Raw genomic sequence first — 24,004 nt, 5'->3', positions numbered from 1 at the left:
CCATCCATCCCGCCATTTCGGTGAGCGCCGAGCGTGCGGGCCCTTCGCCCAGCTGCGGAACTGAACCAGCCCCCACCGGCCCTCGTGGGCGGCGCCGCCTACTGTGCCTCGGGGGCCGGGGTGGGCTTGCCCTGACTGCCGCAACGACCTGCCGAAAAACGATCATCGGTGCTGGGGAGGGCAGGCCGAAGGTGGCTTTCGCCGGTGTCCGGTGGTCAGTGTGCTGCGGGCAGGTAGGCGAGGACGATCTGGCCGTTGGAGGCGTAGGCGGCGATTCTGGGGGACAGGGCGGCGTCCACGATCACGTTCACGAGGCGGGGTGGGCCGTGCGTGCCCGGATCGCTGACGGCATCGACCAGTGCGCTTTGGGCCAGCACGGTGGTTGTGCGGTCGCCGGGGTCCTGGCGGGGGAGGGAGATGATCTGTACTCGCTGGCCGGCTCTCAGTTCGGCGGGGGATTGGCCGGGTTTGAGGGCCAAGCCGACGCGGGCCTTGCCCGGGGTGATCCCTTCGCTTGCTGTGGCGGTCATCTGGGTGGTGAGCAGGGTTCCTGGGAGCAGGGTGACGAGGGCCAGGCGCTGCGCGTACGAGGCGTGCTGCGACCAGGGCAGGTAGTCGATGCCGGTGCCGGCTATCCGGACTTCTTCCATGCCGGCGCGGCTGAGCGGTTGGCCGGCGGTGACCTGCCGGGTGATGCGGATCGCCGAGACGCGCGCGCTGCCGTTCAGCATGAGCGTGATGGTGGCCGCGGTGCCTCCGAGGATGAGCAGCACGGCCAGTGCGGCCAGGTCGGGGCGCCGCCGGCGGGGTGACGCGGGCAGTCGGCGTCCGTCCGGTCCGGACAGAGCGGCGGGCGATTCTGCGGAGGCGGCGGCCGGAGGCAGACCGCCGCGGGCGGAGGTCGGACGGATCCGCATGATCGAAGCTCCCGGGAATCAGGCGTGCCCTGCGGCGCTCGGCGGCATTGAGCGCGAGCATGGACGGCGGAATTCACGCCATTGTCGCCACTTTGGCGAAGAGCTATCACGCGAACGTTAAAAATGCTGCCGACCAAAAGCGTACTTGCATTGATGGACGGTGTGCATATTTCCCGGCAGGAATGGATATGCCCGGATATCCTCCCCGGATCTCGCTAGATTTCAGAAACGCAGATATGGAGTCATCGGGTCGGATGGCAGCCGCGTCCGCTCGATCGCCGACGATCGCCGACGATCTCCGGCGGCATCGCCGGCGCCGCCCAAACACCGCCAAGGCTCAGGCACGCGGGGCGGGCGATGGGCATGAGGAAACCTGGGCGGCTCAGCCGGCCGAGGAACTCGCAAGGGCGTTGAGGTCGCCCAGAGTCCTGCTCAACATGACGCCCAGCTGGAAGCGGCTGCACACACCATGAGCGTCCATCAGCGCGCGTACCTCGTAGGCGACAGTGCGAGCGCTGATGCCCAGCCGGGCCGCCATCCCCGAATCGGTGTGGCCGGCAGCCAGGAGTGTCACCAGGGCCTGCTGACGCAGGCTGAGCGTTACCGCTTGCGCCGAACTTGACCAATGCTGCTCGAACAACGCGTGTATCCCTGCGACCAAGAGGGGCTCGGTTACCTCGAGGCGGCAATGCGGATCGTCTGCCGGGACCATCAACACCACCTGCCGGTCGTAGATGCCGATCTCGACCGGAAGCATGTCGGCGGTGCGCACTTCTCCGTCAAAGAGTGCAGTTCATCCTCGGGCAGGGCGGGAGGGAGCGATTCTGACAAGCTCAGCGAGCGACGGCGCACACCACGCGCACGCTGACGCCGCGCCCTGGGGACGAACTCGCGCAGCGACGCGGCCTCTTCCTCGGAGAAGGACATCTCCGTGGAGCAGTACAGGAATTCCTCGCGAACGGCGTCATGCAATGATCTGACCCGGTCCACCAGCGCCTGCCCCCGGAGCGGGCGCACACCGTGCAGGGTGAGGCCGGCCTGGGCGACGCGTCCGCCGAGCGCCACCGGCGGTGGCATCTGCCCCTTGGTCCGTCGCTCGCGCAACCGGGTGACCGCCTGTTCCGGCGGCCTGCCCGCCCACCAGGGCGTCGCCTCGTCGGGAACGGCGACCGGCATGGCCACCTCCGCGTCATCGAGAATCGCGAGCGCTGTTTCCATCCGATCACGCGACACCCTGAGACATCTGGACAACACCCTGACGGTCGCGGGACCGAACATCAGCAGTGTGCGGTAGACCAGATCGGCATCTGCGGGAAGACCCAGACGGGTCAGCACCGGCAGGGGCGTCGTGTCGGCATGATCGCTCATCCCACTCCAACGGCCTCATTGGTTACGGAAACTCGCAAAGCACTGTCAAGATCCTTGTATACCGTGTGGCGCTCATGCTTTGAAGTGGCTCTTGGCCGACACCTCTTGGCGGACATCCGGGGGACCAGCGATCGCGCTCTCCACTCCTGCCTTCGGAGGAACCGATGAGTGTGAGCGCGCAGCCGTACGAGTCTCCTTCGTGGCGCGAGGTACGCCGCTATCCGCGCCGGCAGTCGCGCTGCGGCCTGCCCTGACCGCTCGGCTGCGCCCTTGGTCGCCGTCGGAGCCCAGCCGGCGCACTGTCCGTAACCGTTCATCGGGGTCGAAGGAGCGGGGCGGAAGGGTGCGAGGACCGCGGCGGTGGCCCGGTGAAGCGGGCTTCGCGAGGGCCGCGGGTTCCTTGCGGCGAGCAGCGAGGGCACGCGCTGGTGGCCCATCCAGCGCAAGGCATCTCATTTCTCCCGAGCGTTGGCGCCGCTGGCCGGGAGCGGCGTATGGCCCACCGGCTGGCTCATGACACTCATCCACCTGGGCATAGGGTTGGGCGGCATGGCGCTGCGACTTGTTCAGGTGAATTTCAAGGCTCGGGACGACTCAGCCCTCGGCCGGTTTTGGGCGGAGGCGCTCGGCTGGGGTGTTTCCAGCGAAGGGCCCGGCGTGACCAACGTTGAACCCGTGGGCTTCGCCTGGCCGGACCCCGTCGCCGTCTGCGTCGATGTCGTCACCGTCCCGGACCCCGAAACGGTGAAGTACCGCGTGCACCTCGATCTCGCCACCACCTCTGCGGCCCATCAGGCGGAGTTGGTCGCGCGTCTGAAGGATCTCGGTGCGACGCCCGCGGATGTGGGCCAGGGCGATGTCCCGTGGACGGTTCTGGCCGACCCGGAGGGCAACGTGTTCTGCGTGTTGGAGCCTCGGGAGATCTACCGGGATACCGGGCCGATCGCCGCGGTGGTGGTCGACTGCGCGGACCCGCGGGCCATGGCCCGGTTTTGGGGCGAGGCGATGGACTGGACCCTGCACGAGGAGACCGACGATCATGCGCGGCTGCGTTCGGCCAAGGGCGTCGGGCCGTATCTTGAGTTCCTCCGCACAACGCCCGGCGTGAAGACCGTGTGGAACCGCGTCCATCTCGACCTGATGCCGTACCGCGGTGACGATCAAGCGGCGGAGGTGGCCCGGCTGGCGGCTCTCGGCGCCACCGGCGCCGACGTCGGCCAGGGTGACGTCCCGTGGATCGTCCTCGCCGACCCGGAGGGCAACGAGTTCTGCGTCCTCACTCCGGGCTGACGCGGAGCCTTGCCGACCCTCACCATGGGCACCAGCGACGGCTACCGGCCGGGCTTCGACGACACCATCGCCTTCGCCGCTGAGGGGTCCCGGTAGCACTGGCGAAGTTTCGGTCGGAAAACCGCTTGAGCCCTCCTTCCGCGTTCCCGTAGGTTGCCTGCGGCCCGTCGCAGTGAGGACAGAGGACAAAACCGCGTGACCCCGCCTGCTCTTCAGACCTGACACCTTCTTCCGCTCACCTGTAGCCGACGCTCCCGTCGGTTCTGCCGGGCTGCCCTTGTGCGCCCGGTCATACAGCGTTTGAGGTCGCGCATAATCGGCCTCGTGTCAGGTCTAGAGAGATCATGTCTTCACAACCTCATACCGTGCTGCCCTGGGTCGTTCGTCGGACCAGGCTGCCTCTGCTGTCGTTGCGGTGCGTGGACTGCCGGTCGGAGTCCGCCACCACCGGCGAGGGCAGGTTCCGCGTCAACGCCAACGGCAAGCTGCTGGACGTGTGGCTGCTGGTCCGCTGCGTATCCTGCGATCGGACGATCAAGCTCACCGTGCACGAGCGAGCGCCGGTCCGATCCTTCGACCCGGCCGAACTCCACGGCTACCGCGTCAACGATCCGGAACTGGTGGCATCCAGGTTGTTGGATCCGCTGCTCGCCCGGCGCAACCGCTTCACCCTGGACTGGACGGGGGCCTGGCGGCTGGACACCCCGTCGGCATGGCTCGACCAGGCGTGGCCGGTCCAGGTGGAGGTCGCCTTCGAGGATCCGGTACCGCTGCGCCCGGAACGGCTCATCGCGCAAGGGCTCGGTCTCAGCAGGAACGAGGTACTGCGCCGGATCAAGTGCGACATTCCGCTGCACCGTCCGACGAGCACCGGATTCACCTTTACCGTGATGGCCGGGGACTAGCGGGGATGTAGCCGTGGCGGGCCACCCGGCCCGCCCGGCTTCACCCCCGAAACCATGCCCATACCGGACGTGCAAGCCACACCCCGTCACAGAACGTGAATGTTGAACAGCACGATCGCGTTGAGGACCAGGCCGAGCGCGCCGATCTGGTCCTCCATGCCTTCGGAGTAGTTCTGGTACGGCTTGCCCGTTGCGGCCGTGGAAGATCTTGCGGGCCAGGGTGTGACGTCCTTCCTGCAGGTTGGCCTGGGCCTTGATCTGGTGCCGGTAGTCGGGTTCAACGGCCACCCGCAGGATGCGCAGGGTCTTGGAGACGCGGCCGTAGTGCGCGGTCGCGTCGCCGAGCTGGGTGGTCTGGCCGTAGCGCGACAGCATCCGGATCACGTCGTGCGCACGGACCGCCCCGGTGTACACCCCTAATCGGAATGTCATCAACAGTCCTCACAAATAGTGCAAGTACGACTACTTAGAGTTGAATATCGAACGTGTGAACGATATTCTCGCAGAGGTCGACCGTCAGACCGGGAGGGGAGGTGCGAAGAGATGATGCTTTCGGGTGGCGTGCTGCTGTCGAGCCGACCGGAGGACGCTCCTCCGCCCCGACCGTCTGACGCGCCTTCCACGTCCCCGCGACGGCGGCGCGGGTCCAGGCGGCATACGCCGTTCATCGGATCGGATCGTTTCTCCGGGGACTCTTATGGGGCGGTGCTCCTCGACCACGCTCGTAGTGCCGGGCTCCTCGATCACGGCCGCAGTTCCGGCGGCTGTGCGGGAGCCCTTGGTTTCGCCCCGCACGACCCGGCGCGCTCTGACGGGCGGGGTGGGCGACGCGGCGAGCCGGAGACGACACAGTCATGGGCCCGTCGGCTGCTCGGCCTCCCGGACGCGGCAGAAGAGCAGAAGCCTGACGGCGGGGAGGTACCGCAGCGCCCTGGGAACGATGGTGGTGCTCTTTTCGGTCGAGACGAGCCGCGGCCCGGGTGCGACCGTGGTGACCTGTCGGCCTGGGACGGGATCTGGCAAGGCCGCCGCCGCACCCACGAGTCGCCCGCGACCCGTCCCTTGCGGGCTGGTCGGGAGGGCCGGGGCGCTGTCCAGGGCATCGGCGGTGATGGCCCGGCCACTGGTGGTGACCGCCGGGGTGCTGGTCGGGATGGCCAGGACGCTGTTGGCCGGGGGCGCTGCCACCGACCGCCCGGACACTGATGGCCAGGGCATCGGCGGTGATGGGCAGGACGGTGCGGGCCCGGCCACTGGTGGTGATAGCCGGGTAGCGGACTGGCCCAACCTGAACCTGGCCGGACGCGACGTCATCGACCTGCTCGCCCGTGCCGAGCGGCTGGCCGCAGCTGCGGGAAAGGTGCTGGGCCGAACCGAGACCGAGGCTGGAGCCGAGGCCGAGGCTGGCGCTGGGGCCGGTGCCGGTGTTGGCGCTGGGGCCGAGACCCGGGCTGGAGCCGGTGTTAACGCAGGGGCCGAGGCCGGTGCTGGCGTTGGGGGCGAGGCCAGGGTCGAGACTGGTGCCGAGGTTGAGGTGGTGATGGCGGAGATCGTCGCCCTGGCCCGGGCGATCGATCTGGCCGAAGCCGCGATCGCCGCCCGCCTCCCGATAGCCGAAGCCGGGAAAGGCCACCACCTGTTCGGGCGGCGGTCGATCGGAGCATGGCTGGCAGCAGCCACCGGGGCACGCACCGCCCGCGCCGGAGAACGCGTCACACTCTCCCGGCAGCTCCCGCGCCTGCCCCACACCGCTGGTCTGTTCGCCTCGGGTCGCCTGTCGTTCGGGTATGCGGCGACGATCGCGTCCGCCACCCGGCATCTGGATGACGCCGAAACCGAACTGGCGGAACCGATCCTGGTCCAGTTGGCGCAGGCGTCGGCGTCGACGGTGGAGGACGTGGCCCGCGCCGGTCAGACCATCATCGAGACGATCGACCCGGACGGGAGGCTGGCGCGGGCGGCGGCCAAGACCGAACGCCAGCACCTGACGATCTCCGACACCGCCGATGGGATGGGCCGCCTGCGCGGGCTGCTCGACCCGGAGCTGAAGATGCAGCTGAAGACCTGGCTGGAACCTTTGGCGGTCAAAACCGACAGCACCGACCTGCGCAACCACGGCCGCCGCATGGCCGACGCCCTCGCCATCCGCCTATCGCAGGGCGGCAGGCGCACCGTGATGCACGTGTCGGTGACCGAGCAAACCCTGACCGGCCAATCGGAAGAACCAGCCTTTCTGGAGGACGGCACGGCTGTCCCGGCCGCCGATGCGCGGCGGATGGCCTACACCGCCGAACTCCGCAGGGTGCTCCGCGACGCCGACGGGATCATGCGGGACTTCGGGCGGGCACGCCGGCTGGCCTCAGCCGACCAGCGGGAAGCGATCCTGGCCACGTACCGGACCTGCTGCCGTGAAGGCTGCGACGTCCCCGCCTACCTGGCCGAGATCGACCACATCGAACCCTGGTACCCGACCGGCCGCACCGACCTGGACAACCTCGCACCGTTGTGCGCCGCGGACAACAAGTGGAAGTCCCGCCACCCCGACCGGGTAGAAGTGATCAATCAGGGCGACGGGACCGTCTCGATGCGCTTCCACCGGTATTCCAAGCTCCGCCCCCGACGCTGGACCGACAGACAGTGACCAACCACCACTGAACGACGATTCTCGCGAACAGCGACCCGCGAGCCACGAACGGTGAGCAGCGAGCCGCGTCCGGCGAACGGCGAACGGCGACCCATGATCGGTGATCGGCGTGACCCGCCAGCCGTGATCGGCGAGGTTGATCGCGGCGGCCACCCGATGATCCGGCCCCTCCCGCTGGCCGGCCCGGCAGCATGCCCGAACTCCATACGCCGGGGCCCACGGGCCGGTCCCGCAGCATGCCCGAACTTCACGCGCCAAGGCTTCAGACCAGGACCCCAGGGCAAGGCCCGATCATTCCTACCGGCGGCCTCAGCCGCTACGCGGACCATCGGGTTCTTCGGCTTGCCGCCGAGCACGCTCCTCTTCCCTATGGCGGCCCCGCCTGCCCGGCAGGGCCGTCAGGAGTTGACCAGGATCAGCCGCCGTGGCGACTCCTACATGGACGACCGCCGGCCGGACGACTCTTCGGCGTCCTGCGGATACCAGCGCAGTTCGACGGTGTTGCCGTCCGGGTCCTGCACATAGATCGAGGTCGCGTTACCCCGCGCGCCGAACCGGCCTACCGGCCCCTCGAGGACGGTGAAGACGCCCGATTCAATGACCTCTTGCCAATCCAGCGGTTCCACGACTAAGCAGATATGGTCGACGTTCGACTCGCCCCGAGGGTGGTGGACCAGGTCGATGATGGTTTCCGGGGTGACCCTCGCAGAGGGGAATCCGACGTCGCCGGCGCGCCACTCGGCGACGCGCACCGGCTCCAGGCCGAGGAGCCCACAGTAGAACTCAAGCGAACGCTCGACGTCTCGGACGTTGAGCACCAGGTGATCGAAGGCTTTCACGCGCATGGTCATCACTTCACTTCACTTCCAGTTCGTAGGCCTGACGCAGCCAGTCGGTGAAAAGGGTCGCGTCGATGTCGTCGGCGGTATGGAGCTGCACGGAGGCCATCTGGCGGACGCCCGGCTGGTAGCGCAGGCGGACCACACCGGTGGCCGGGGTGGCCAGGGGCCCGGTGGTGCTGAACATAGGGGTGACTCCGTGCGTTGTGGTCGGGCCGGTTTTCGGGTTTCTCCCGTGGACCGGATGCCGCTCTCTACGATGCGCCAGCCGTCGGCGGCCACCAAGCCACGATCGGGCTACGATCGTTTACTCAGATTCAACGGTGGAGCGGCCCATGCTGGAACGGCACGAGATCGAGACCTTCTTGACGCTCGCTGAGGAGCTTCATTTCGGCCGTACTGCCGAGCGTCTGCGGGTCACGACCGGACGGATCAGTCATGTGATCAAGAAGCTGGAACGCCGTATCGGGGCTCCGTTGTTCGAACGCACCAGCCGCGTCGTGCGTCTCACCTCGATCGGGCGGAAGCTGGCCGATGACCTGGCGCCGTTGGCGGCCCAGATGGACGAGGCGATCCGCAGGGCCGTCGACGCCGGCCGCGGTGTGGTCGGACGACTACGGGTCGCGTTCCTCGGCGAGTGGACCGCGCCGGTGCTGCTCGGGGCGGTCAGCCTGTTCACTGAGCGCCACCCGGACTGCGAGGTCGACGTTCACGAAGTGCAGCTGTTCAACTCGCGATCGAGCCTGCTCGACGGCTCCGTCGACATCCTCCTCGCCTCGTTTCCTTTCGACGGCATGGCCTGCGGCCCGGCCCTGCTGACGGAGGACCGCGTACTGGCCGTCGCCGCCAGGCACCCGTTGGCCCGCGAGAAGTCGGTGTCTCTCGAAGTTCTCGCCGAACACCCCGTCGTGCAGTACCCGTCGATCACGTCGGCGGACTTCAAGCGCGACCGCACGCCCGACCACACCCCCTTGGGCAGGCCCGTCCCGAAAGGGCCGGCGGGCAACACGTTCTCCGAGATGCTGTCCCTCGTCGCGATGGGCAAGGGCGTCCTCCCGGTGGGCGAGCACAGCAGGCGGTACTACCCCCGCCCGGATGTCGCGTACGTGCCGATCAGCGACGCGCCGCCGATCGAACGAGGACTGGTCTGGCCGGCGACCAACACGACTGAGCGGGTGCGCGAGTTCGTGCAGGCCGCGACGGATGCCAACCGGGGGAGCGCGGCGCCGTTCGCATCATGAGTCAGTTGCTTGAGCATGATCGGCTTACGTGTTCGCCGGCAGGATGCCAGGAGTTCGATCTCCTGGGTTCCGCCACATGGCGAAGGCCGCTTCCCGCGATCAGGAAGTGGCCTTTTCAATCCAGTGATGTGGCGAAGTGCGGATCCGGCGCAGATCCCGGTCGGCCATCCGGCGGATCACGTTTACGCTGTCGACAGGGCGGTTCTGAACGTCACCCTGCCGTGAGGAACTGCTCGGATGCCGCCTCGGGTCAGCCGGAGCCCTCTGAGGTGAGGGCCGTCAGGTGGCGGTGGAGGACGGCGAGCATGCCGTCGGCGTCGAGGTTTGCAGGATGGAGCACGGCCTGGAGGGAAAGGCCGTCGAGGAGCGCGCAGAGGCGGCGGGCTTCCACCTCCACGTCGGCGTCGCGGGTCAGGCGGCCCGCGTGGCGCGCGCCTTCCAGCACTCTGGTGGTGAGCGAGAGCAGTCCCCGATAGAGCTCGTCGGCGTCCGCGCGCAGTTCGGGGCGGAGGCGGGCGGCGGTGACGAAGCCCAGCCACACCACCGCCTCGCGTCTGCGCTCCTCGTCCAGAGGAAGCACCTCCGACAGCATCCGCACGACGGCTTCCCGCTGATCGTCTCGTGTGCTCATGGTCTGCAGGCGGTCAACGTGGGCGGTGAGCCGGGAGGTGACGCGCTCCCTCATCACCCGCATGGCGAAGACCATCAGCTCGGCGTGGCTGGCGAAGTAGTGCCGTACGGAGCCGATGGCCAGGTCGGCTTCGGCGGCGACATTGCGCAGGGACGCCTGCTCCAGGCCGTCACGCTCCATGACGCGGAAGACGGCTTCGGCCACGGCCTGCCGCCGCTCTTCAGGATCCACGACCTTCGGCACTCCTCGTTTATAGCACGACCGTGCTACGGTCTTTATGGCATGGTCGTGCTAAAAAGGAGGTTGTCGTGGCGTCGATATGGCCGGTGATCGTCGCGTTACTCGTGATCGGCGTCGTGGTCAAGCGGTTCGTCGGGGAGCCCTTGAACGCTCGCGATCTGTTCGGACCGCCTGTCGTCCTCCTCGCGATCGGCGTCTCGAACGCGACCTGGGGAGTCTGGACGGTGGTGGGCTGCGTCGTGGGCCTGCTCTTCGGCGCGTTGCGGGGACTGACCCCGCGGCTGTTCGTCAAGCAGGGCCACCTCTGGCAGCGCTACACGCTCTGGACTGTGTTGGTGTGGATCATCTCGGCAGCGGTCAACTTTGGAATCGGCCTCGTCTCCGGTATGCCAGAGCACGCACGGCCGATCACGCTGTCCATCGGGGTGAGCCTGCTCGGCGAGGCACTCACGCTCGGCCTGCGCGCCCTGGACACCGGACGCCCGTTCGCCCCTGAGCGCTCCTTCGGGCAAGCAGCAGGTACGGCGCCCGACGTTCCGGCGAAGCTGGTCGACGCGGCGCGGACGCTGGTGCGGCGCTGGGCGCGAGACTAGCTCGGCATGTCGGCCGGCACCACGAGGACGTACCGTCCCAGAACGAAGGCGAGGTGCTCGGCGACGGTCAGGGCGAGCCGTCGGCTCCACCCGCCGCCCGGCTCCACCCGCTGCCCGGCAGCGCCAGGGCTCCCGCCGGGCGCGGCGGAGGGCCGGCATCGGCTACCGGATTCGGCTATCGGATTCATCCGCGGTGCTCCGGCCTTCGGCCACGGCCAGGGAGCGCGTCAGGCGCCGATGAGGTTGAGCAGCAAGGGCGCCCCGACGCCGAGAAGGTAGCAGTGGGCGGCCCGGCCGGCGCACTCCCAGCCGCCCTCGGGCCGGACGGCGTGCGCCCGTGCGAAAAGCCTGATCAGCTCGTGCATGCGATAGCGGTCGGGTGCGCTGCTCTCCAGAAGCCGGGCGCGGACCAGGGTGTCAAGGGAGGCTTGGACGTCGTCGGCATCCCGGTCCGCGAGCGCGGCGACGAGGGAGGCGGTCACTTCCGCGATGTCGAGTCGGCCGAGCAGCGTGAAGAGTTCGCCGGCTTCCGGGTGATGGTCGAGTTCGTGGCCCGCGGCCAGGCTCTCCCGGACGGACAGGTCGCCGTGGCTCAGCTCGTCCAGCCTGGTATCGGCGTCGGCGAGTCGCGCGGCCAGCCGGGCCACCGGCCAGTGGGGGTTGTCGGCCAGGCGGGCGCCCGCGACCCGGACGGCGAGTGGCAGGCGGTCGCACAACTCCACCGTCCGCGCCGCCGCCTGAGGTTCGGCCCACACCCGTTCGTGGCCGGCGCAGGTGGCGAGCAGGTCCGTCGCCTCGCGTTCGCTCAGCCGGTCCAGATGGAGACACATGGTCGCGTCCAGGGTCGTGAGCCTGGAACGGCTGGTCACGAGGACGGCCGACGTCGACCCGCCCGGCAGCAGCGGCCGTACCTGGGAGGCGTCGACGGCGTTGTCGAGCACGATGAGCATTCGCCTGCCGGCCGTGTGGGTCCGGAACAGCGCGGCGGCCTCGTCGAGGTGGCAGCCGGTCTCGGGCACGTTGAGGGACCGGAGAAATCTGGCGAGCACCTCCTCCGGGGTCAGCGGGGCGAGGCCTGGGGTCGTGCCGTGGAGGTCCGCGTAGAGCTGCCCGTCGGGATACGCCGAGGCGACGGCGTGTGCGGCGTGGACGGCCAGCCGCGACTTGCCGGCTCCGCACGGGCCGTCGATGGCGACGACCAGACCGCGGCCGGCTCCGGGGGCGGACAGGAGGGCGCCCAGCCGGGCGAGCTCACCGCCTCTGCCGATGAAGGGTCCAGCGTCCGACGGCAGTTGCGCCGGCGCGTCGGCCGGAAAGGGAGCGCTCGTCGCCGCCCTGCCCGGCGGGTCCTCGCCGGCCGGCGCGAGGGCCGCGGGCCGGCGGTCCCGCCCGGCGTCGAGTCCGGGATCCGCGGCGAGGATGCGCTGGTGAAGGTGGCGGACGGCCGGTCCGGGCTCGGTACCGATCTCGGCGATGAGGTGGAGGCGGAGGTCCTGGTATGCCAGGAGGGCGTCGCTGGTCCTGCCGTCCCGGTAGAGCGCGAGCATGAGCTGGGCCCACAGCCGTTCCCTGAGCGGGTTCTCGTGGAGCGCGCGGCGCAGCGGGCCGATCGTCTCCGAATGGCGTCCCAGCGCGATCCGGACCTCCATGAGGTCCTCCATCACCCGGAGGCGATCTTCCGCCAGGATCCCCGCCCAGGCGTTCAGGGGTTCGGAGAGGGTGAGTCCCTGCAGCACCTCTCCGCGCCACAGGTCCAGCGCCTGGCTGAACGCGGCCTCGGCCGCGGCGATGTCGCCTCGGCGCAGGGCCTCGCCGCCCTGCCGGCTGAGCCGGTGGAAGAAGAGGGTGTCGAGCTCGTCGGGTCGTACGGTGATCTGGTAGCCGTTGCCGGCCGTCTCGATGCGCGCTCCGCGGTGGTCGAGCGCCGCGATCATCCCTCTCAGCTGCCAGATGTACGTCTTCAGGTTGCCGCGGGCGGATTTTGGCGCCCGCTCGCCCCACAGGTAGTCGATGAGGAGCCCCGAGGCGACCGTGGTGTTGGGGCGGAGGAGGAGCGCGGCCAGGAGCTGGCGGTGTTTCGGACGCTTCAGGGAGAGCTCCCGCCCGGTGGCCGCCTTGACGACAAGGGGTCCCAGCAAGCCGAATTCCATGTCGCTTGTGCTCCGGAGTAGTGCTGACCAGGCGGGGAGTTCAGTCAAGTCGGTCCTACGAGCAGTAAAGGGCGTGATCAATGCCCCAATATTCGATCTCATGTGCGCGCTCGTAAAGGGTTGATCGCTAAAAATCAGGATGAACTCTGACAGTCTTCCCGGGTCCGCGTGATCAGGAGTTGCCAAGGGCTGCCAGGCCACCTGGCGGCCCGGAGAAGGGGCGAGTGCCGTCGTGGACCGGCGGTGGACCGGCGATATACCGCTTTCTGGTCAGGTAATGGACGATCACACAGCAGTAGGCGGAGGTCCGATGCCGAAGATCGAGTTTTGCGTTCTGGGGCCACTCCAACTCGGTGACGAGGGCCGGCGGGTGCACCTCAGGAGCTCGCGGCAGCAGGTCGTGCTCGCCGCGCTCCTACTGAGCGCGAACCGCATGGTGCCGGTCGAGTCGCTGATCACGGCCGTGTGGGACGACCACCCCCCGGACGGGGCGCGCCACCAGATCCACAACTGCGTCTGGATGCTCAGGCGCCGCCTGCGGGACATCGGCGTGGCGGAAGCCGAGATCACCGGTTACCCGGCGGGGTACGCCATCCACCTCAGCGAGTGGCGCCTCGACGCCGCCGCCCGGCTGCGGTCGGCGCTGTCGCTGTGGCAGGGGCCCCCGCTGTCGGGGGTTCCCGGCCGGATCATGCAGCGGGAGGCGGTCCAGCTGACCGAGCGGAGGCTGTCCGCGCAGGAGGACTGGATCGATCTGGAGATCGCGCTCGGCAGGAGCGCCGAGGTGACCGCCGAGCTCTACCGCCTGATCGCCGAGCAGCCCTACCGGGAACGTCCGCGCGCCCAGTTGATGCTCGCGCTGCACCGGTCGGGACGGACGGCGGAGGCGCTGGCGACCTACCGGCAGACGCGGCGGCTGTACATCGATGAGCTGGGTCTTGAGCCGAGCCCCCTCCTGAAGGACCTGGAACAGGCGATTCTCCGGGGCGACCGGAGCCTGTGGCATACGTCCTCCGTCCAGCTGCCCCTGCGCCACGGAGCCCTCGGCGCCGGATATCCGCTCGACGCGTCGGGGGCGACGGCATGACGCCCCCGCGGGGTGGCCGGCTCGCCCGCCTCGCCCGCCTCGCCCGCCTCGCCCGCCTCGCCCGCCTCGCCCGCCTCGCCCGCCTCGCCCGGCGGGCCGGGGCGACCGCCGTCGACTACGCGGTCGTCTGCGCGCCACTCGCGCTCATCGGCCTCCTTCAGTCACGGCGCGTCCGCACCCCCCGCCCGTCGCCACGACAAGGCGGGCCCGGCGGCGCGCGGGCCCGCCTTCTCGTGGCGGTCGCGGTGACCACGCCGCTCGCCTGCGGGCTCGCGGCGGCCGAGGCGACGGGCGGCTCGCCCGGCAAACGCCTGCTCCGGCTCCAGGTGGTCACGCGCGACACGGACTCGCCGGTGCCGTACTCCGCCGCGCTGCTCAGAACCGTGCTGAAGACGGCGATCCCCTGGGAGATCGGGCATCAGGCGGTGTGGGATTTTCGCGGGACGTCCCAGACGCAGCGCAGGGGCGCCGTGCTGGCGGCGTGCGCGTACGCCGCGGTGGCCGCGCAGGTGGCGATGATCTGCACGGCGTCCGGCCGGACCTACGCGGACCTCCTCGCCGGCACGGTCGTCGTCGACGCCCCCGGAGGCGAGAACGGCTAGCTTCTCGACCGTCGCCTGCGCAGGGCCCAGGTCAGGAAGGCGACGATGAGTATCCCCTCCGCGGTGAGGACGAGCGCGGCGGCCGCCGGGCCCCACAGGTCGGCGAGCGTACCGAACCACACCGTCACGAGCAGGACGAGCGCGGGGCCGAGGATCGCGGCCGACAGCCCCGTGTAGGCGGCGTAGATCCATCTCGCCCGGGACGGATAGTCGCGCACCCCGGCGGGCCCGCGGCGCACGAACGCCGCCGCGAAGCGGAAGGACTCCGACTGGAGACCGAGCGTCGATGTGGCGTGTTCGAGCATGTGGTAGCCGTCGAGCTGGAGCACCGGCAACAGGTTGACGAGGACGGTGACGGTTCCGAAGAGCAGGAGCGTGGCGGCCAGGTTGTGCGGCCAGCCGGAGTCCGGACCCCACAGCCACAGCGCGCCGAAGGGCAGGAGGGCGACGAGGTTGACGTAGATCCCGGCGAAGGACGTCGCGACCCGGTGGCTCGTCCCGCGGAACGTGACGACGTCGTCGACCTTGCAGTAGGGCGCGATGAGCGGGAAGCGCCACATGAGGCCGATCTGCGTGGGCCGGCCTCCGTAGCGGTGACAGGCCACCCCGTGACCGAATTCGTGGAGGCCGATCATGGCCCACGAGATGAGGATGCCGAGCGCCGTCACCCACCACGGAGACCGCGCCTCCTGCAGGGAGGCGTAGAGCGCCGGCCAGTTCAGGGCGACGAGCGCGCAGACCACCAGGCCGGACAGGGCGAGGGGTACCGCGATGATCGGCCGGAGGAGCCAGCCGAGGCGGCGCGCGACCGGGGGCACGAGGTCGTGCGCGCCGGGGATCGGCATGCGCCACAGCAAGGGGGAGCGGCCCTCGGACCTGCGTGCGAGCGCCGCCTTCTCCCTGATGCGATCCAGCAGGCCCGGGTCCGCGGGGTCGAGAAGGCCGCGAGAGGCCAGCAGGCCGAGCAGCTGCCGCCAGTGCTCGTCGCCGAGCCGCCGGCCGAACCGCGTGGCGTACTCGACGCCGATCTCGGCGAGGCTGCGCTCGCCGTCGAGGCAGGCCATGAGGAACGCCTCACGCGGGCCCACCTGGAGGTAGGCCTGCGTCTCGCCGTCGGCCACGAAGTGGACGGTGGCGGTCCCCTTGGTCAGGGCGGGCCCCACCCGAACGGTGTGTCTGAGCCGGGGGCGGGCGTCATCGAGCCATGCGGGGTTCTCTCCCGCCGGGGGAAGATGCGTGCCGTCTTCCGCGATCGTCACGCGGACCTCGCAAGGTGTGCCTCCGGCTCCAGCACCCGCTCGATGAGATAGGAGAGGTAGATCTCGTCCAGGATGGCCGCGCCGATGCGGTTGTTGGTCATGTGCACGTACGAGCTCAGCAGGATCGCGGCCAGATCCTCCCCGTCGGGCAGCGGCGCCGGCTCGCCGCCGTCGCGCGAGGGGAACAGCAGTTCGCCCCTGCCCGCGGGCGCCCGCACGCGGTCGCGCAGCTCCCGGCAGTGGGACAGCCAGGTCCGCTCGATACCGGACGCCTCAGAAAGATCGCCGGTGCCGGCGAGCGACCGGATCCTGGCCACCCGCGCCGACAACGTGTCGCGGGTCAGCTCCAGGCTCTTGTCGAAGGAGTCGTGGTAGCCGTCCGAGGGCTCCTGGTACGACGTCTCCCAGAAGTTCCGGTACCGCCGGAAGAACCGGCGTACGGCGTCGTCGTCGCCGAGGAACGTGTACGCGGTCATCAGGCTCAGCTGCGTGGCCAGCCCGAGCAGCACCGGCCGCACGTGCGTGTTCGACGTGGCGAGCAGGTAGGCGACCATGTCGCTGGAGTGCTCGAAATGCCACTCGGCGATCCGGATGCCGGCCGCGCCGCCGTAGCGGTCGTACTCGGGCTCGTACGGCAGCACCGCGACGCTGTTGTTCGGCCGGAACGGCATCCGGCCGTCCGCGCCGTACTCCTCGTCCCACCGCGCCTCGCCGTACTCGGCCAGGTACATCTTCTTGTAGAGGTCGGCCAGGCCCTCGGCGTCGTTCTCGTAGAGCGCGGGCCGGCGTCCGAGGAACTCCTCCACGGCGCCGACGGCCCGGCGCGTGACCTCCGCACGGACCGACGGCGACGCCGGTTTGAACCGGACCCGCAGGTGCGGCCCCTCCTGCCAGTACTTGATGAAGAACCAGCCGCTGATGAGGCCGTCCTTCCTGAGGCCCTCGACGAGGGGGCGAACGGCCTCGACCACGATCGGATTGGCGTCGCTGGCGTAGAAGACGTGCAGCGCCACCCATTCGTCACCGGTGCTGTCACCCATGCTGACCCCTTGCCGTGTCGTAGAGCTCGATGAGGAATTCGCCGACGTGGGGGCGCCCGTGCTCGTCGCGGAGCCAGAGCTCGTCGAGGTCGGGGCCGCACTCGGTCAGCACGATGCGCGACGACGCGCCCAGCGCCAACTGCTCGAACAGCCGCAGGGACAGCCAACTGTCGAAGTCGACCGGCAGCGGCTTGCGCGACGCCTTGCGGTCGTTGTCGGGGCGGGCCGCCTCGGCGTCCTGGTCGGGGCCACTCCTGCGCTCGGAGGCGTCGACCTGGGCGAACACCCGGTCGGGAAGCCCGTGCTCCCGCCGCCACCGCCGGACCTTCAACAGGTGTTCCGCGTCGCTGTGCCGCGGATCCCTGAACGGGAACGCGCTCGTGTTCAGTTTCCACATCCGGCGCTGGAGCACGAGGTCGCCGAGCACCAGGCGCGGGTACATCGTGAGGCCCTCGGCTGGGACCGGCTGCCCGGTGCCGGCCCACAGGTCGATCTGCGCCATCCCGCCCGGCGCGAAGCACATCAGGACCTGCTGGACCTCCGGCAGCGCCATCGGCAGCAGGAAGCCCAGGTAGAGGGGGATCACCTCGCGGTCGAGCCGCCTGGACATCAGCCGTACCCGGTCAGCCCGCTCGTCGTGCACCATGACGATGTCGTCGAGGAGGATCTGCTCGTCGACCGGCCGGGCGCTGATGTCGCCGGGGCAGACGATCTCGTAGTCGGTGACGCTCGGATGGATGTTGAGGTTCGTCGTCTCGTAGCCGCCCCGCAGCTCGGCCAGCACGGCTCCCGGAGGCGTGTAGCGGCGGAGGGTCTCCGCGAGCAGCTCCCGCGCGCCCGCCCCGCCGGAGTCCAGGCTGTGCGCGAACCGGGAGAACATCAACGTCAGCCCCGAGTACGCCTGGTTGAGCACCAGCCTGCCCTCGTCCGGCCGGCCGAACGCGGACGCGAGCTGGACGAAGAACGACCACGGCTGGTCGAACCTGCGGTCGGCCGGCAGATGCCGCCGCACCTCGTCCACGAACGCGGGGCCCAGCCGGATCTCGTCCGTCCGGCCGGCGTCCGGCTGGAGGCCGCGCAGGTGCCGCGACGCCGCCTCGCGGGCCTGGTCCAGCGCGGTGAGTTCGGGGATCTTGAACCAGTTCTCCTGCGGGACGTAGTTGTTGCCCTCGTCGAAGGCGCGCCGGCGCATGGCGCGCTGGGCGTAGGGGGAGAAGAAGTCGCGCTGGAACTCGTGGCAGAACCGCTCCACGTCGTCGCATCGGCCGCCGGATCCGTATCGCGCCCGGAAGAACCCGGCGGCGGTCAGCCGGCGCGGAAGGCTCATGTCGAACGCGGGCAGGATGTCGGCGAGCGCGGCCAGGGACGGCAGCGCCCTGCTCTCCCATGCGCCGCGGTCGGTGGCCATGCCGTCGCCGGTGATCGTCGTGTCCTCGTAGATCAACGTACGCGGAACCAGCCGATCCGGCGCGCCGACCAGGGCGAAGGCGTCCCGGACCCGCTCGCGGATCTCGGCCAGCAGTACGGCCCGCCCGCGCGCCGGAGTCGCGGGGTAACGGGCGACGAGCTCACCTGCCTGCGTCAGCACCGCGGCGACCCGGCGCAGCGTCGGGTGGGACTGGGCGGCGAGCCCGGTGGCGAACGCGGCCGCGGGGTCGTGCGACCGCAGGTCGATCTGGAGGTCCGGCGCGAGCAACAGTCCGAGCCGGAGCAGATGCCCGAGCAGCCGGTCAGCCGCCTCGACGGTCCGGTCCTCCGCCGCCGAGGCCACGCGTTCCGAGAGTTCGCGCAGGGTGAGCCGGGCGTGCCTGGCGATCGTGACGACGTCGTTCAGCGCCGGCCCGCTCGGCAGGAAGAACAGATCCTCGTGGACGCCGTCGATCGTGACGACCGCGTCCGGATCGGTTCCGGCGGTGGTCCTGCGCCGGACGTAACGCGCGGTCTCGTCGTCGATGCTGGCGCCGGGCGCGAGCGTGACCGTGATCTCGGAACGCACCAGAGGATCCGCGAGGATGACGGCCGACAGCCGGGCGAGCACCGCGACGTTGAGCCGCACGGTGGAACGCTGCCGCAGCGACGCGGGCTCGGGCGCCGGACGGGCCGAGTCCGGAGTGAACCGCCCGAGGCCGACCGAGGTGAGCGTGCTGAAGGGGCTCGTCTTCAGCGCGGCGCGGTAGAGGAGTTCGAGGAGTGTCCCCTCGATCTGCCGCCCGTCCTTGTCCAGCTTCCTGGCCGGATCCAGGTAGCGGTCCATGCTCCGTTCGAGGACCTCCGACTGCAGCAGCACGGCGCAGCGCAGCGCGTCGTCGGACAGTACGGTCCGGGCCCGGACGCGGGCGGCGGCGATGTCCGCGGCGAGGATCTCCCCGCCTTCGGCTACCACGCCGTCGAGCGATGCCATGGCCCGGCGCCATTCCGCGAGCAGTGCGGCGGCGGACGGCGTGAGCGCGGGATCCGCCTTGGCCAGCGTGGCCGGGCGGGGGCGCCGGGCGTTGAACACGTCCCGGCGCAGGTTGATCAGAGCGACCCGGCTCGGGTCGCCGCCGCCGAGCGCGGCGACGGCCTTCTCGATCTCCTCCCGGAGCCTCGCCCCGGCCGCGTCCCTGGCCGCCTCCCGCTCGAAGACGCGCCGGGTCCACTCCACGGCGCCGCCCGTGCGCAGCGTGGTGACGACGTCGGCGGGCCGGCCGGCGACCCTGAGCAGGAAGGCCTCGCCGAGCCGCCAGCGGCCCGCGTCCTCCCCGGCGCCGAATCCCGCCGCCGGATGGACGAGGAGGTCCGTCATCGAATGCTCCCTTCTCCCGCCGCGCCTGGTTTCCCGTGGCCGTCGAATCGGTACAGGCTGTGGTCGTAGCCGAGCCGCGGGGCGCGCTCGTGGCCGAGAAGCATGAAGATCATGCTTCTCTCGCCGGATCCCTCGATGCCCAGCAGCTCGTCGACTCCGATGTTGTCGAGCCCGAGCACCGCGCCGACACCGAGACCGCGCGCGGTGGCCGCGAGGTAGGCCGTCTGGGCCGCCTGGCCCACCTCGATGCTGAGCATCCGGTAACCGGGCGCGCCGTACGCCTCCACCAGCGCGTCCAGCCGCCCGGTGACGACGACGACCGCGGCGACCTCCTGCAGGCTGTAGTTGGTGAGCGCGTAGAGCTGCTGCAGCCGGCCGACGTCCAGCGCGGCGCCGGCGACCAGGCCGCCCCGCGCGGCGTCATATCTGTAGACCCGGCGTTCCAGTCCCGCGACGCTGTTGGACAGGACCCACTGCCCGGTCCACGCGTGCTCGCGGGGGGCGGGCGCGACGTCCGTCCCGGTGCGGCCCGCCTCGGCGACCGACGACAGCACCCAGCCCAGGTCGCGGGCGTTGAGCGGCGGCCGGGCGCTGAACAGGCCGAAGCTCGTCCGCCGGCTGCGCAGGCTGTTCCTGACGTCGAGATCGGCGGCTTCCGGCGCGGGACCGGGAAGCGTCAGCAGGGCGTCTCCCGAGGCGCTCTCCGGCAGAGCCACCGCCCCGGCCCGTGCCGTCTCAGGGTCTGGGCGCGGCCGGTCGCCCATGAGGGCCGCCGCGTGGACCCGGCTGACCAGCTCGAACGAGCGCACCCGGCTGGACTGCTCCCACACGCGGTGCGCCGCCCCGGCGTCGACCCTGGCCGCCTCGCCCGCCCCCGCGGACGGGTTCGTGGACGGGTTCGCGGACGGGTTCGTGGTCGTGTGGCCGAATGGGACGACGACGAACGGCGCCTCGTCGTGCCCGTCCACGTCCAGCACGCCGCCGACGGCCGCCTCGTCGAACCACAGGACCGGTTCGAGCGGCGTGTCGTGGGCGGCCAGCACCAGCCGCCACGAGGCCAGCAGCGCGCCCACGTCCTGCGTGACCACGTGATAGCTGAACGAGTTGTACTTGAAGGCGTTCTTCCAGAAGCGCAGCGTCACCACCGCGTACAGCTCCGCCCGCACTCCGGTGGCGGCCGCGATCGCGCCGCACCGGTCGGTGGTCGACAGCCGGTCGAGGCTGTGGTGCGCGGTGTCGTAGTGGTACACCCCCGGCGGAAGCGGCCCGGAGCGGCCGGCCACCAGATAGCTCTCGGCCGGGTACATGCCGCCGCCGGACGCCGTGGGCCGCGCCCAGACCGCCTGGTCCGACCGGATCTTGGCGTGGCTGTCGTCGTTCCAGTTGGGTGTGGTCCGGCGGCCGGTCACCCCGTAGCAACTCAGCATCGAGGCGAGGACGCCGAGGTCCGGCACGCCCGGGGCGTCCGCCCGCGGCGACCTCGCGGCCCGCAGGGCGGCGCCGACCCCCACCGGCGGCACCGAACGGAACGGCTCGGGCAGCGGCGTCTTGACCGTGTCCGTGTACAGCTTGTGCCGGGACGGCTGGTCGGCCCAATCCACCTGGAACCCCAGAGGCGGCAGCGGCACGTGCTGCCGCTCGAACATGCGTCGCGCGTAGTCCAATGCGATCTCCGCGCCGCTCTGCGGCCCCTGATCGCGAAGGCGGGGCGGCGTACTCACCAGGGCTCAACTCCTACGGGAAGGGGTGCGGGACGAGATGCAGCTGTTCCGGCCGCAGGGGGTGGGGCGTCAGCCCGGCCCGATAGGGCGCCCACAGGGTCCGGGGCATCGACAGCACACGCTGCCTGCGCCACCCGAAGTCGATCGGGACGAGCCCGGGAACGAGCGCGGCGACGGTATGCAGCCCCATCGACCGCTGTTCCGGCGTGGTCTGGTCGACCGCCACGGTGTCGAATCCGGCCTCGGCGAGCACGCCGACGATCTCCCCGGCGGTCCGGGCGAGATCGGTGACCGGCCCGCGCCCGGCGGTCCAGTCGGCGAAGGCGTCGTCGAGGGAGGTGCGGCGGGTCTGGCGCAGCCAGTGCTCGGCGTGCCGCGTCATCTCCGGCATCCCGAACAGCTGGGCGTGGTGCTCCAGCTCGCCGACGTGGTCATAGTCGGTGACCATGAGCTCGACGTGTTCGCGGGACGCCGCCACCCGATCGGGGAACCCGGTCACGTAGGACGCCACCTCGCACACGGCGGCCCGTACGGCGTCGGCCGGGTCGGGCGACGCGCCGCCCGCGAAGCACAGGCTCCCCAGCCCGCCGTCCCGCCGTACGGCGACCGCTCCCACGGCCGGCACGGGCACGTCGACGCGGACGTCGAAGCAGCGCAGGTCATAACCTTGCAGGTCGACGTGTGCGCGCATCTGCTGGACCAGGGGATGGTCCACCGTGTCGAGGTCGATCTCCGGAGGCGTGATCCCCGAGTACCAGCTGATCAGGAAGGCGTCGCGTTCGATGAGCTCGAGCAGGCCGTGCAGCACCGCCTCGGTGACCGAGCTTCCCGACGCGCAGCCGTTGGAGCACTCCTGGACGGTGTTCCGGTGGCCGGCGCGGTGGTCCAGGTAGTACACGAGCTGTTCGGGCACCAGGACGGCCCGGTCGTCACGCAGCGACCACCCCCAGACCCAGGGCACGGAGGGGTTCTCCTGCCATGGCACGTACTTGTCGGTGTGGGTCCGGTAGAAGGCCGGGTCGTAGAGTCCGCACTGCTCCATGGAGACGTACGGGACGTCGAGCTCGGTCACCGCGGCCCACCGTGCCACCTCGACGCCGCGGGCGCGCTGGCCCGCGTCGCGTTCGAGTCCCTCCAGCACGCCGAGCAGCTCGCTGCGGCCGTAACTCTCCGCGTGCCCGCTCCAGTACATCTCGTGCAGGCCGTACTTGCTGCGGGCCAGGAACCGGCCGGTGACGGGAGCGGTGGCGGTGGCGTGATAGACGCGCAGCGGCGGCCGGCCCAGCATCCCGCACACCGGATTGGCGAGGGCGTCCATCGGCAGGCGGAGGTCCTCGGGCGCCCGTGATCGCGTCGCGCCGGGGCGCGCGGCCGGTGTGGGGGCGAGCCGGATCCGCGCCTTCTCCGCGGTGTCCGGCTCGGGCGCCGAGCACTCGCAGGACGAGTCCTTGATCAGGCTGAAGCGGTCGATCCGGGCGGTGAGCGTGTCGATCTCCCACACGGGCCGGGTCGGCGCGTCGTCGTCGGCGTGCCGCGCGGCCGTCTCGACCAGCGCGGCCACGATCGAGATCACATGCGGGGACGGTGGGGTGACCTCCGAGCGGACGACGCCGTGCGGCTCGTCGAGGATCCGCCGCTCCAGCATGGGTCTGCACCCTGTCCAGCGCCGGTCGAGGCATTGAGGACACGGGCCGCCGCCTCCCGGCGTGGCGGCCACGATGATCGTCCCGTCGTGGCGCCGGACGCTGACCGAGGGCGCGCGGTCCCGCGCGTGCCCCGCGATCGTGAAGTGATCGGTGTCGCCGGGAACCCCGAGCGTGGCGACGTCCACCGCGCCGCGGCGGCCGGCCGCCGACCCGGAGAGGACCGACGCGATCCGTTCCCCCAGCACGGCGGCGGCCGGTAGCGCGGGCGTCGCCGTCGGCGGGGCGGTGGTCTCCTCTGTCAATCTCGTCAAGGAACGCGGACCTTCCGTGCGGGCTGGCTACGGGGCTGAGTGACTGCTGCGGGCCAGGGCCCTTGGCCCGCAGGGTTCAGTTGTGGATCAGCCGCAGCTGGACGTGCTGGTGCTGGTCGAGCAGCAGCTGGACGTGCTGCACGAGCAGCAGCTGGAGCAGCTGCACGACGAGCTGGTGGCAGCCATGTCCATCGACGGGTCGATGTTGTCGACCACCTCGAAGGTGGCCGCCTCGAGCTCGAGCAGCTCGAGGCCGAGCGTCTTGCTCATCCTGTGCCTTCCTGATCTGATGCCGACTGGACGAATGCGGGGTCTAGCCGCCGCCGCATCCCGTGCTGGTGCTGGTCGAGCAGCAGCTGGACGTGCTGCACGAGCAGCAGCTGGAGCAGCTGCACGACGAGCTGCACCAACCGGCGGCGTCCTGCCCGACATCGCCGATGTCGGCGATCTCGAACGTCGCGGTCTCAAGGGCGAGCAGTTCATCTCGGAGAGCCATGGTCATTCACCTCCTTTCCATGGATTCCGTCTCAGGCCGTCCAGTCAGCTGGTGCTGCCGCAGCTGCTGCTCGTGCAACTGCAGCAACTCGAGGTGCTGCACGACGAGCAGCTGGACGTGCTGGTGCTGGAACTGCACCAATCGGTGGCGTCGCGGCCGAGGTCGGGGATGTCCTCGACCTCGAACGTGACGGTTTCGAGAGCGACCAGCTCTCGGGCCAGCTCGGACATGGAACCCTC

At 70.3% G+C, this 24,004-nt stretch carries 23 protein-coding genes and 1 pseudogene; 7 read left to right on the top strand and 17 right to left on the bottom strand.

Translation table 11 applies throughout. From position 1 onward, the window contains the following. Nucleotides 1-215: 215 nt before the first annotated feature. The 3 genes from ACQP1V_RS25575 to ACQP1V_RS25565 form a co-directional block, all read right to left on the bottom strand. On the bottom strand, nt 216-917 hold the full coding sequence (locus ACQP1V_RS25575; protein WP_387416632.1) for a hypothetical protein: 702 nt from the start codon (nt 915-917) through the stop codon (nt 216-218). Between the two features lie 382 nt (nt 918-1,299). After that, the gene (locus ACQP1V_RS25570) at nt 1,300-1,689 is read right to left on the bottom strand and encodes a LuxR C-terminal-related transcriptional regulator (protein WP_433412427.1); all 390 of its coding nucleotides are present in this window, start codon (nt 1,687-1,689) and stop codon (nt 1,300-1,302) included. Next, nucleotides 1,629-2,285 (bottom strand): hypothetical protein, encoded by a 657-nt coding sequence (locus tag ACQP1V_RS25565; RefSeq protein WP_433412425.1) that lies wholly within the window; start codon nt 2,283-2,285, stop codon nt 1,629-1,631. The genes ACQP1V_RS25570 and ACQP1V_RS25565 overlap by 61 nt, the downstream gene beginning before the upstream one ends. Nucleotides 2,286-2,834: 549 nt before the next feature. On the opposite strand from ACQP1V_RS25565, the gene ACQP1V_RS25560 reads away from it, so the two are divergent. Continuing rightward, nucleotides 2,835-3,575: a VOC family protein gene (locus tag ACQP1V_RS25560; RefSeq protein ID WP_433412423.1), complete on the top strand. Its 741-nt coding sequence runs from the start codon at nt 2,835-2,837 to the stop codon at nt 3,573-3,575. Between the two features lie 365 nt (nt 3,576-3,940). Further along, the gene (locus tag ACQP1V_RS25555; protein ID WP_433412421.1) at nt 3,941-4,480 is read left to right on the top strand and encodes a DUF1062 domain-containing protein; all 540 of its coding nucleotides are present in this window, start codon (nt 3,941-3,943) and stop codon (nt 4,478-4,480) included. 86 nt (nt 4,481-4,566) lie between these two features. Here ACQP1V_RS25555 and ACQP1V_RS25550 read toward each other — a convergent pair whose 3' ends face one another. Then, on the bottom strand, nt 4,567-4,761 hold the full coding sequence (locus ACQP1V_RS25550; protein WP_433412419.1) for a hypothetical protein: 195 nt from the start codon (nt 4,759-4,761) through the stop codon (nt 4,567-4,569). Further along, nucleotides 4,724-4,855: pseudogene (locus ACQP1V_RS25545) on the bottom strand (Tn3 family transposase); the annotation flags it as partial. The pseudogene ACQP1V_RS25545 and the gene ACQP1V_RS25550, both read right to left, overlap by 38 nt. A gap of 736 nt (nt 4,856-5,591) precedes the next feature. Between ACQP1V_RS25545 and ACQP1V_RS25540 the strand changes: the two are divergent. Next, nucleotides 5,592-7,121: a DUF222 domain-containing protein gene (locus tag ACQP1V_RS25540; RefSeq protein ID WP_433412417.1), complete on the top strand. Its 1,530-nt coding sequence runs from the start codon at nt 5,592-5,594 to the stop codon at nt 7,119-7,121. Nucleotides 7,122-7,558: 437 nt separating this feature from the next. Here ACQP1V_RS25540 and ACQP1V_RS25535 read toward each other — a convergent pair whose 3' ends face one another. After that, a complete protein-coding gene (locus ACQP1V_RS25535; protein WP_387418198.1) occupies nt 7,559-7,975 on the bottom strand; it encodes a VOC family protein in 417 nt (138 codons plus the stop codon). 4 nt (nt 7,976-7,979) lie between these two features. Beyond that, entirely contained in the window at nt 7,980-8,150 is a 171-nt protein-coding gene (locus ACQP1V_RS25530; RefSeq protein ID WP_433412415.1) for a hypothetical protein, read from the bottom strand. 148 nt (nt 8,151-8,298) lie between these two features. Between ACQP1V_RS25530 and ACQP1V_RS25525 the strand changes: the two genes are divergently transcribed. Further along, nucleotides 8,299-9,204 carry a LysR family transcriptional regulator gene (locus tag ACQP1V_RS25525; RefSeq protein ID WP_433412413.1) on the top strand — a complete coding sequence of 302 codons (906 nt, stop codon included), beginning with the start codon at nt 8,299-8,301 and terminating at the stop codon, nt 9,202-9,204. A 250-nt stretch (nt 9,205-9,454) separates the two neighbouring features. Here ACQP1V_RS25525 and ACQP1V_RS25520 read toward each other — a convergent pair whose 3' ends face one another. Then, a complete protein-coding gene (locus ACQP1V_RS25520) occupies nt 9,455-10,066 on the bottom strand; it encodes a TetR/AcrR family transcriptional regulator (protein WP_433412411.1) in 612 nt (203 codons plus the stop codon). Between the two features lie 77 nt (nt 10,067-10,143). Here ACQP1V_RS25520 and ACQP1V_RS25515 point away from each other — a divergent pair, with 77 nt between their 5' ends. Then, entirely contained in the window at nt 10,144-10,668 is a 525-nt protein-coding gene (locus tag ACQP1V_RS25515; protein ID WP_433412409.1) for a hypothetical protein, read from the top strand. Here ACQP1V_RS25515 and ACQP1V_RS25510 read toward each other — a convergent pair. Beyond that, nucleotides 10,665-10,856 carry a hypothetical protein gene (locus ACQP1V_RS25510; protein ID WP_433412407.1) on the bottom strand — a complete coding sequence of 64 codons (192 nt, stop codon included), beginning with the start codon at nt 10,854-10,856 and terminating at the stop codon, nt 10,665-10,667. The genes ACQP1V_RS25515 and ACQP1V_RS25510 overlap by 4 nt on opposite strands. 39 nt (nt 10,857-10,895) lie before the next feature. Next, nucleotides 10,896-12,806, bottom strand: a complete 1,911-nt coding sequence (locus ACQP1V_RS25505) for a BTAD domain-containing putative transcriptional regulator (protein ID WP_433412405.1) — start codon at nt 12,804-12,806, stop codon at nt 10,896-10,898. A gap of 322 nt (nt 12,807-13,128) precedes the next feature. Here ACQP1V_RS25505 and ACQP1V_RS25500 point away from each other — a divergent pair, with 322 nt between their 5' ends. Continuing rightward, on the top strand, nt 13,129-13,905 hold the full coding sequence (locus ACQP1V_RS25500) for an AfsR/SARP family transcriptional regulator (protein WP_433412403.1): 777 nt from the start codon (nt 13,129-13,131) through the stop codon (nt 13,903-13,905). Next, nucleotides 13,902-14,507: an RDD family protein gene (locus ACQP1V_RS25495; protein WP_433412401.1), complete on the top strand. Its 606-nt coding sequence runs from the start codon at nt 13,902-13,904 to the stop codon at nt 14,505-14,507. Before ACQP1V_RS25500 ends, ACQP1V_RS25495 begins: the two co-directional genes overlap by 4 nt. On the opposite strand, the gene ACQP1V_RS25490 is transcribed toward ACQP1V_RS25495, so the two are convergent. The 7 genes from ACQP1V_RS25490 to ACQP1V_RS25460 form a co-directional block, all read right to left on the bottom strand. After that, nucleotides 14,504-15,766 (bottom strand): hypothetical protein, encoded by a 1,263-nt coding sequence (locus tag ACQP1V_RS25490; protein ID WP_433412399.1) that lies wholly within the window; start codon nt 15,764-15,766, stop codon nt 14,504-14,506. The two genes, ACQP1V_RS25495 and ACQP1V_RS25490, sit on opposite strands and share 4 nt — an antisense overlap. Further along, a complete protein-coding gene (locus ACQP1V_RS25485; RefSeq protein WP_433412397.1) occupies nt 15,763-16,806 on the bottom strand; it encodes a lantibiotic dehydratase C-terminal domain-containing protein in 1,044 nt (347 codons plus the stop codon). Before ACQP1V_RS25485 ends, ACQP1V_RS25490 begins: the two co-directional genes overlap by 4 nt. After that, nucleotides 16,799-19,591 (bottom strand): lantibiotic dehydratase, encoded by a 2,793-nt coding sequence (locus tag ACQP1V_RS25480; RefSeq protein WP_433412395.1) that lies wholly within the window; start codon nt 19,589-19,591, stop codon nt 16,799-16,801. The genes ACQP1V_RS25485 and ACQP1V_RS25480 overlap by 8 nt, the downstream gene beginning before the upstream one ends. After that, nucleotides 19,588-21,312 (bottom strand): SagB family peptide dehydrogenase, encoded by a 1,725-nt coding sequence (locus ACQP1V_RS25475; RefSeq protein ID WP_433412393.1) that lies wholly within the window; start codon nt 21,310-21,312, stop codon nt 19,588-19,590. Before ACQP1V_RS25475 ends, ACQP1V_RS25480 begins: the two co-directional genes overlap by 4 nt. 13 nt (nt 21,313-21,325) lie before the next feature. Continuing rightward, complete coding sequence (locus tag ACQP1V_RS25470; RefSeq protein WP_433412391.1) at nt 21,326-23,269, bottom strand: TOMM precursor leader peptide-binding protein; 1,944 nt, start codon at nt 23,267-23,269, stop codon at nt 21,326-21,328. 313 nt (nt 23,270-23,582) lie between these two features. Then, complete coding sequence (locus tag ACQP1V_RS25465; protein WP_084259434.1) at nt 23,583-23,765, bottom strand: hypothetical protein; 183 nt, start codon at nt 23,763-23,765, stop codon at nt 23,583-23,585. A 44-nt stretch (nt 23,766-23,809) separates the two neighbouring features. Beyond that, entirely contained in the window at nt 23,810-23,995 is a 186-nt protein-coding gene (locus ACQP1V_RS25460; RefSeq protein WP_387418212.1) for a hypothetical protein, read from the bottom strand. Between the last annotated feature and the right edge of the window lie 9 nt (nt 23,996-24,004).

It is taken from the genome of Microtetraspora malaysiensis (assembly GCF_050947145.1).
Lineage (GTDB): Bacteria > Actinomycetota > Actinomycetes > Streptosporangiales > Streptosporangiaceae > Microtetraspora_A > Microtetraspora_A malaysiensis.
Note: the sequence above shows the minus strand (reverse complement) of the source record. Positions and strands in the feature narration are given on the sequence as shown.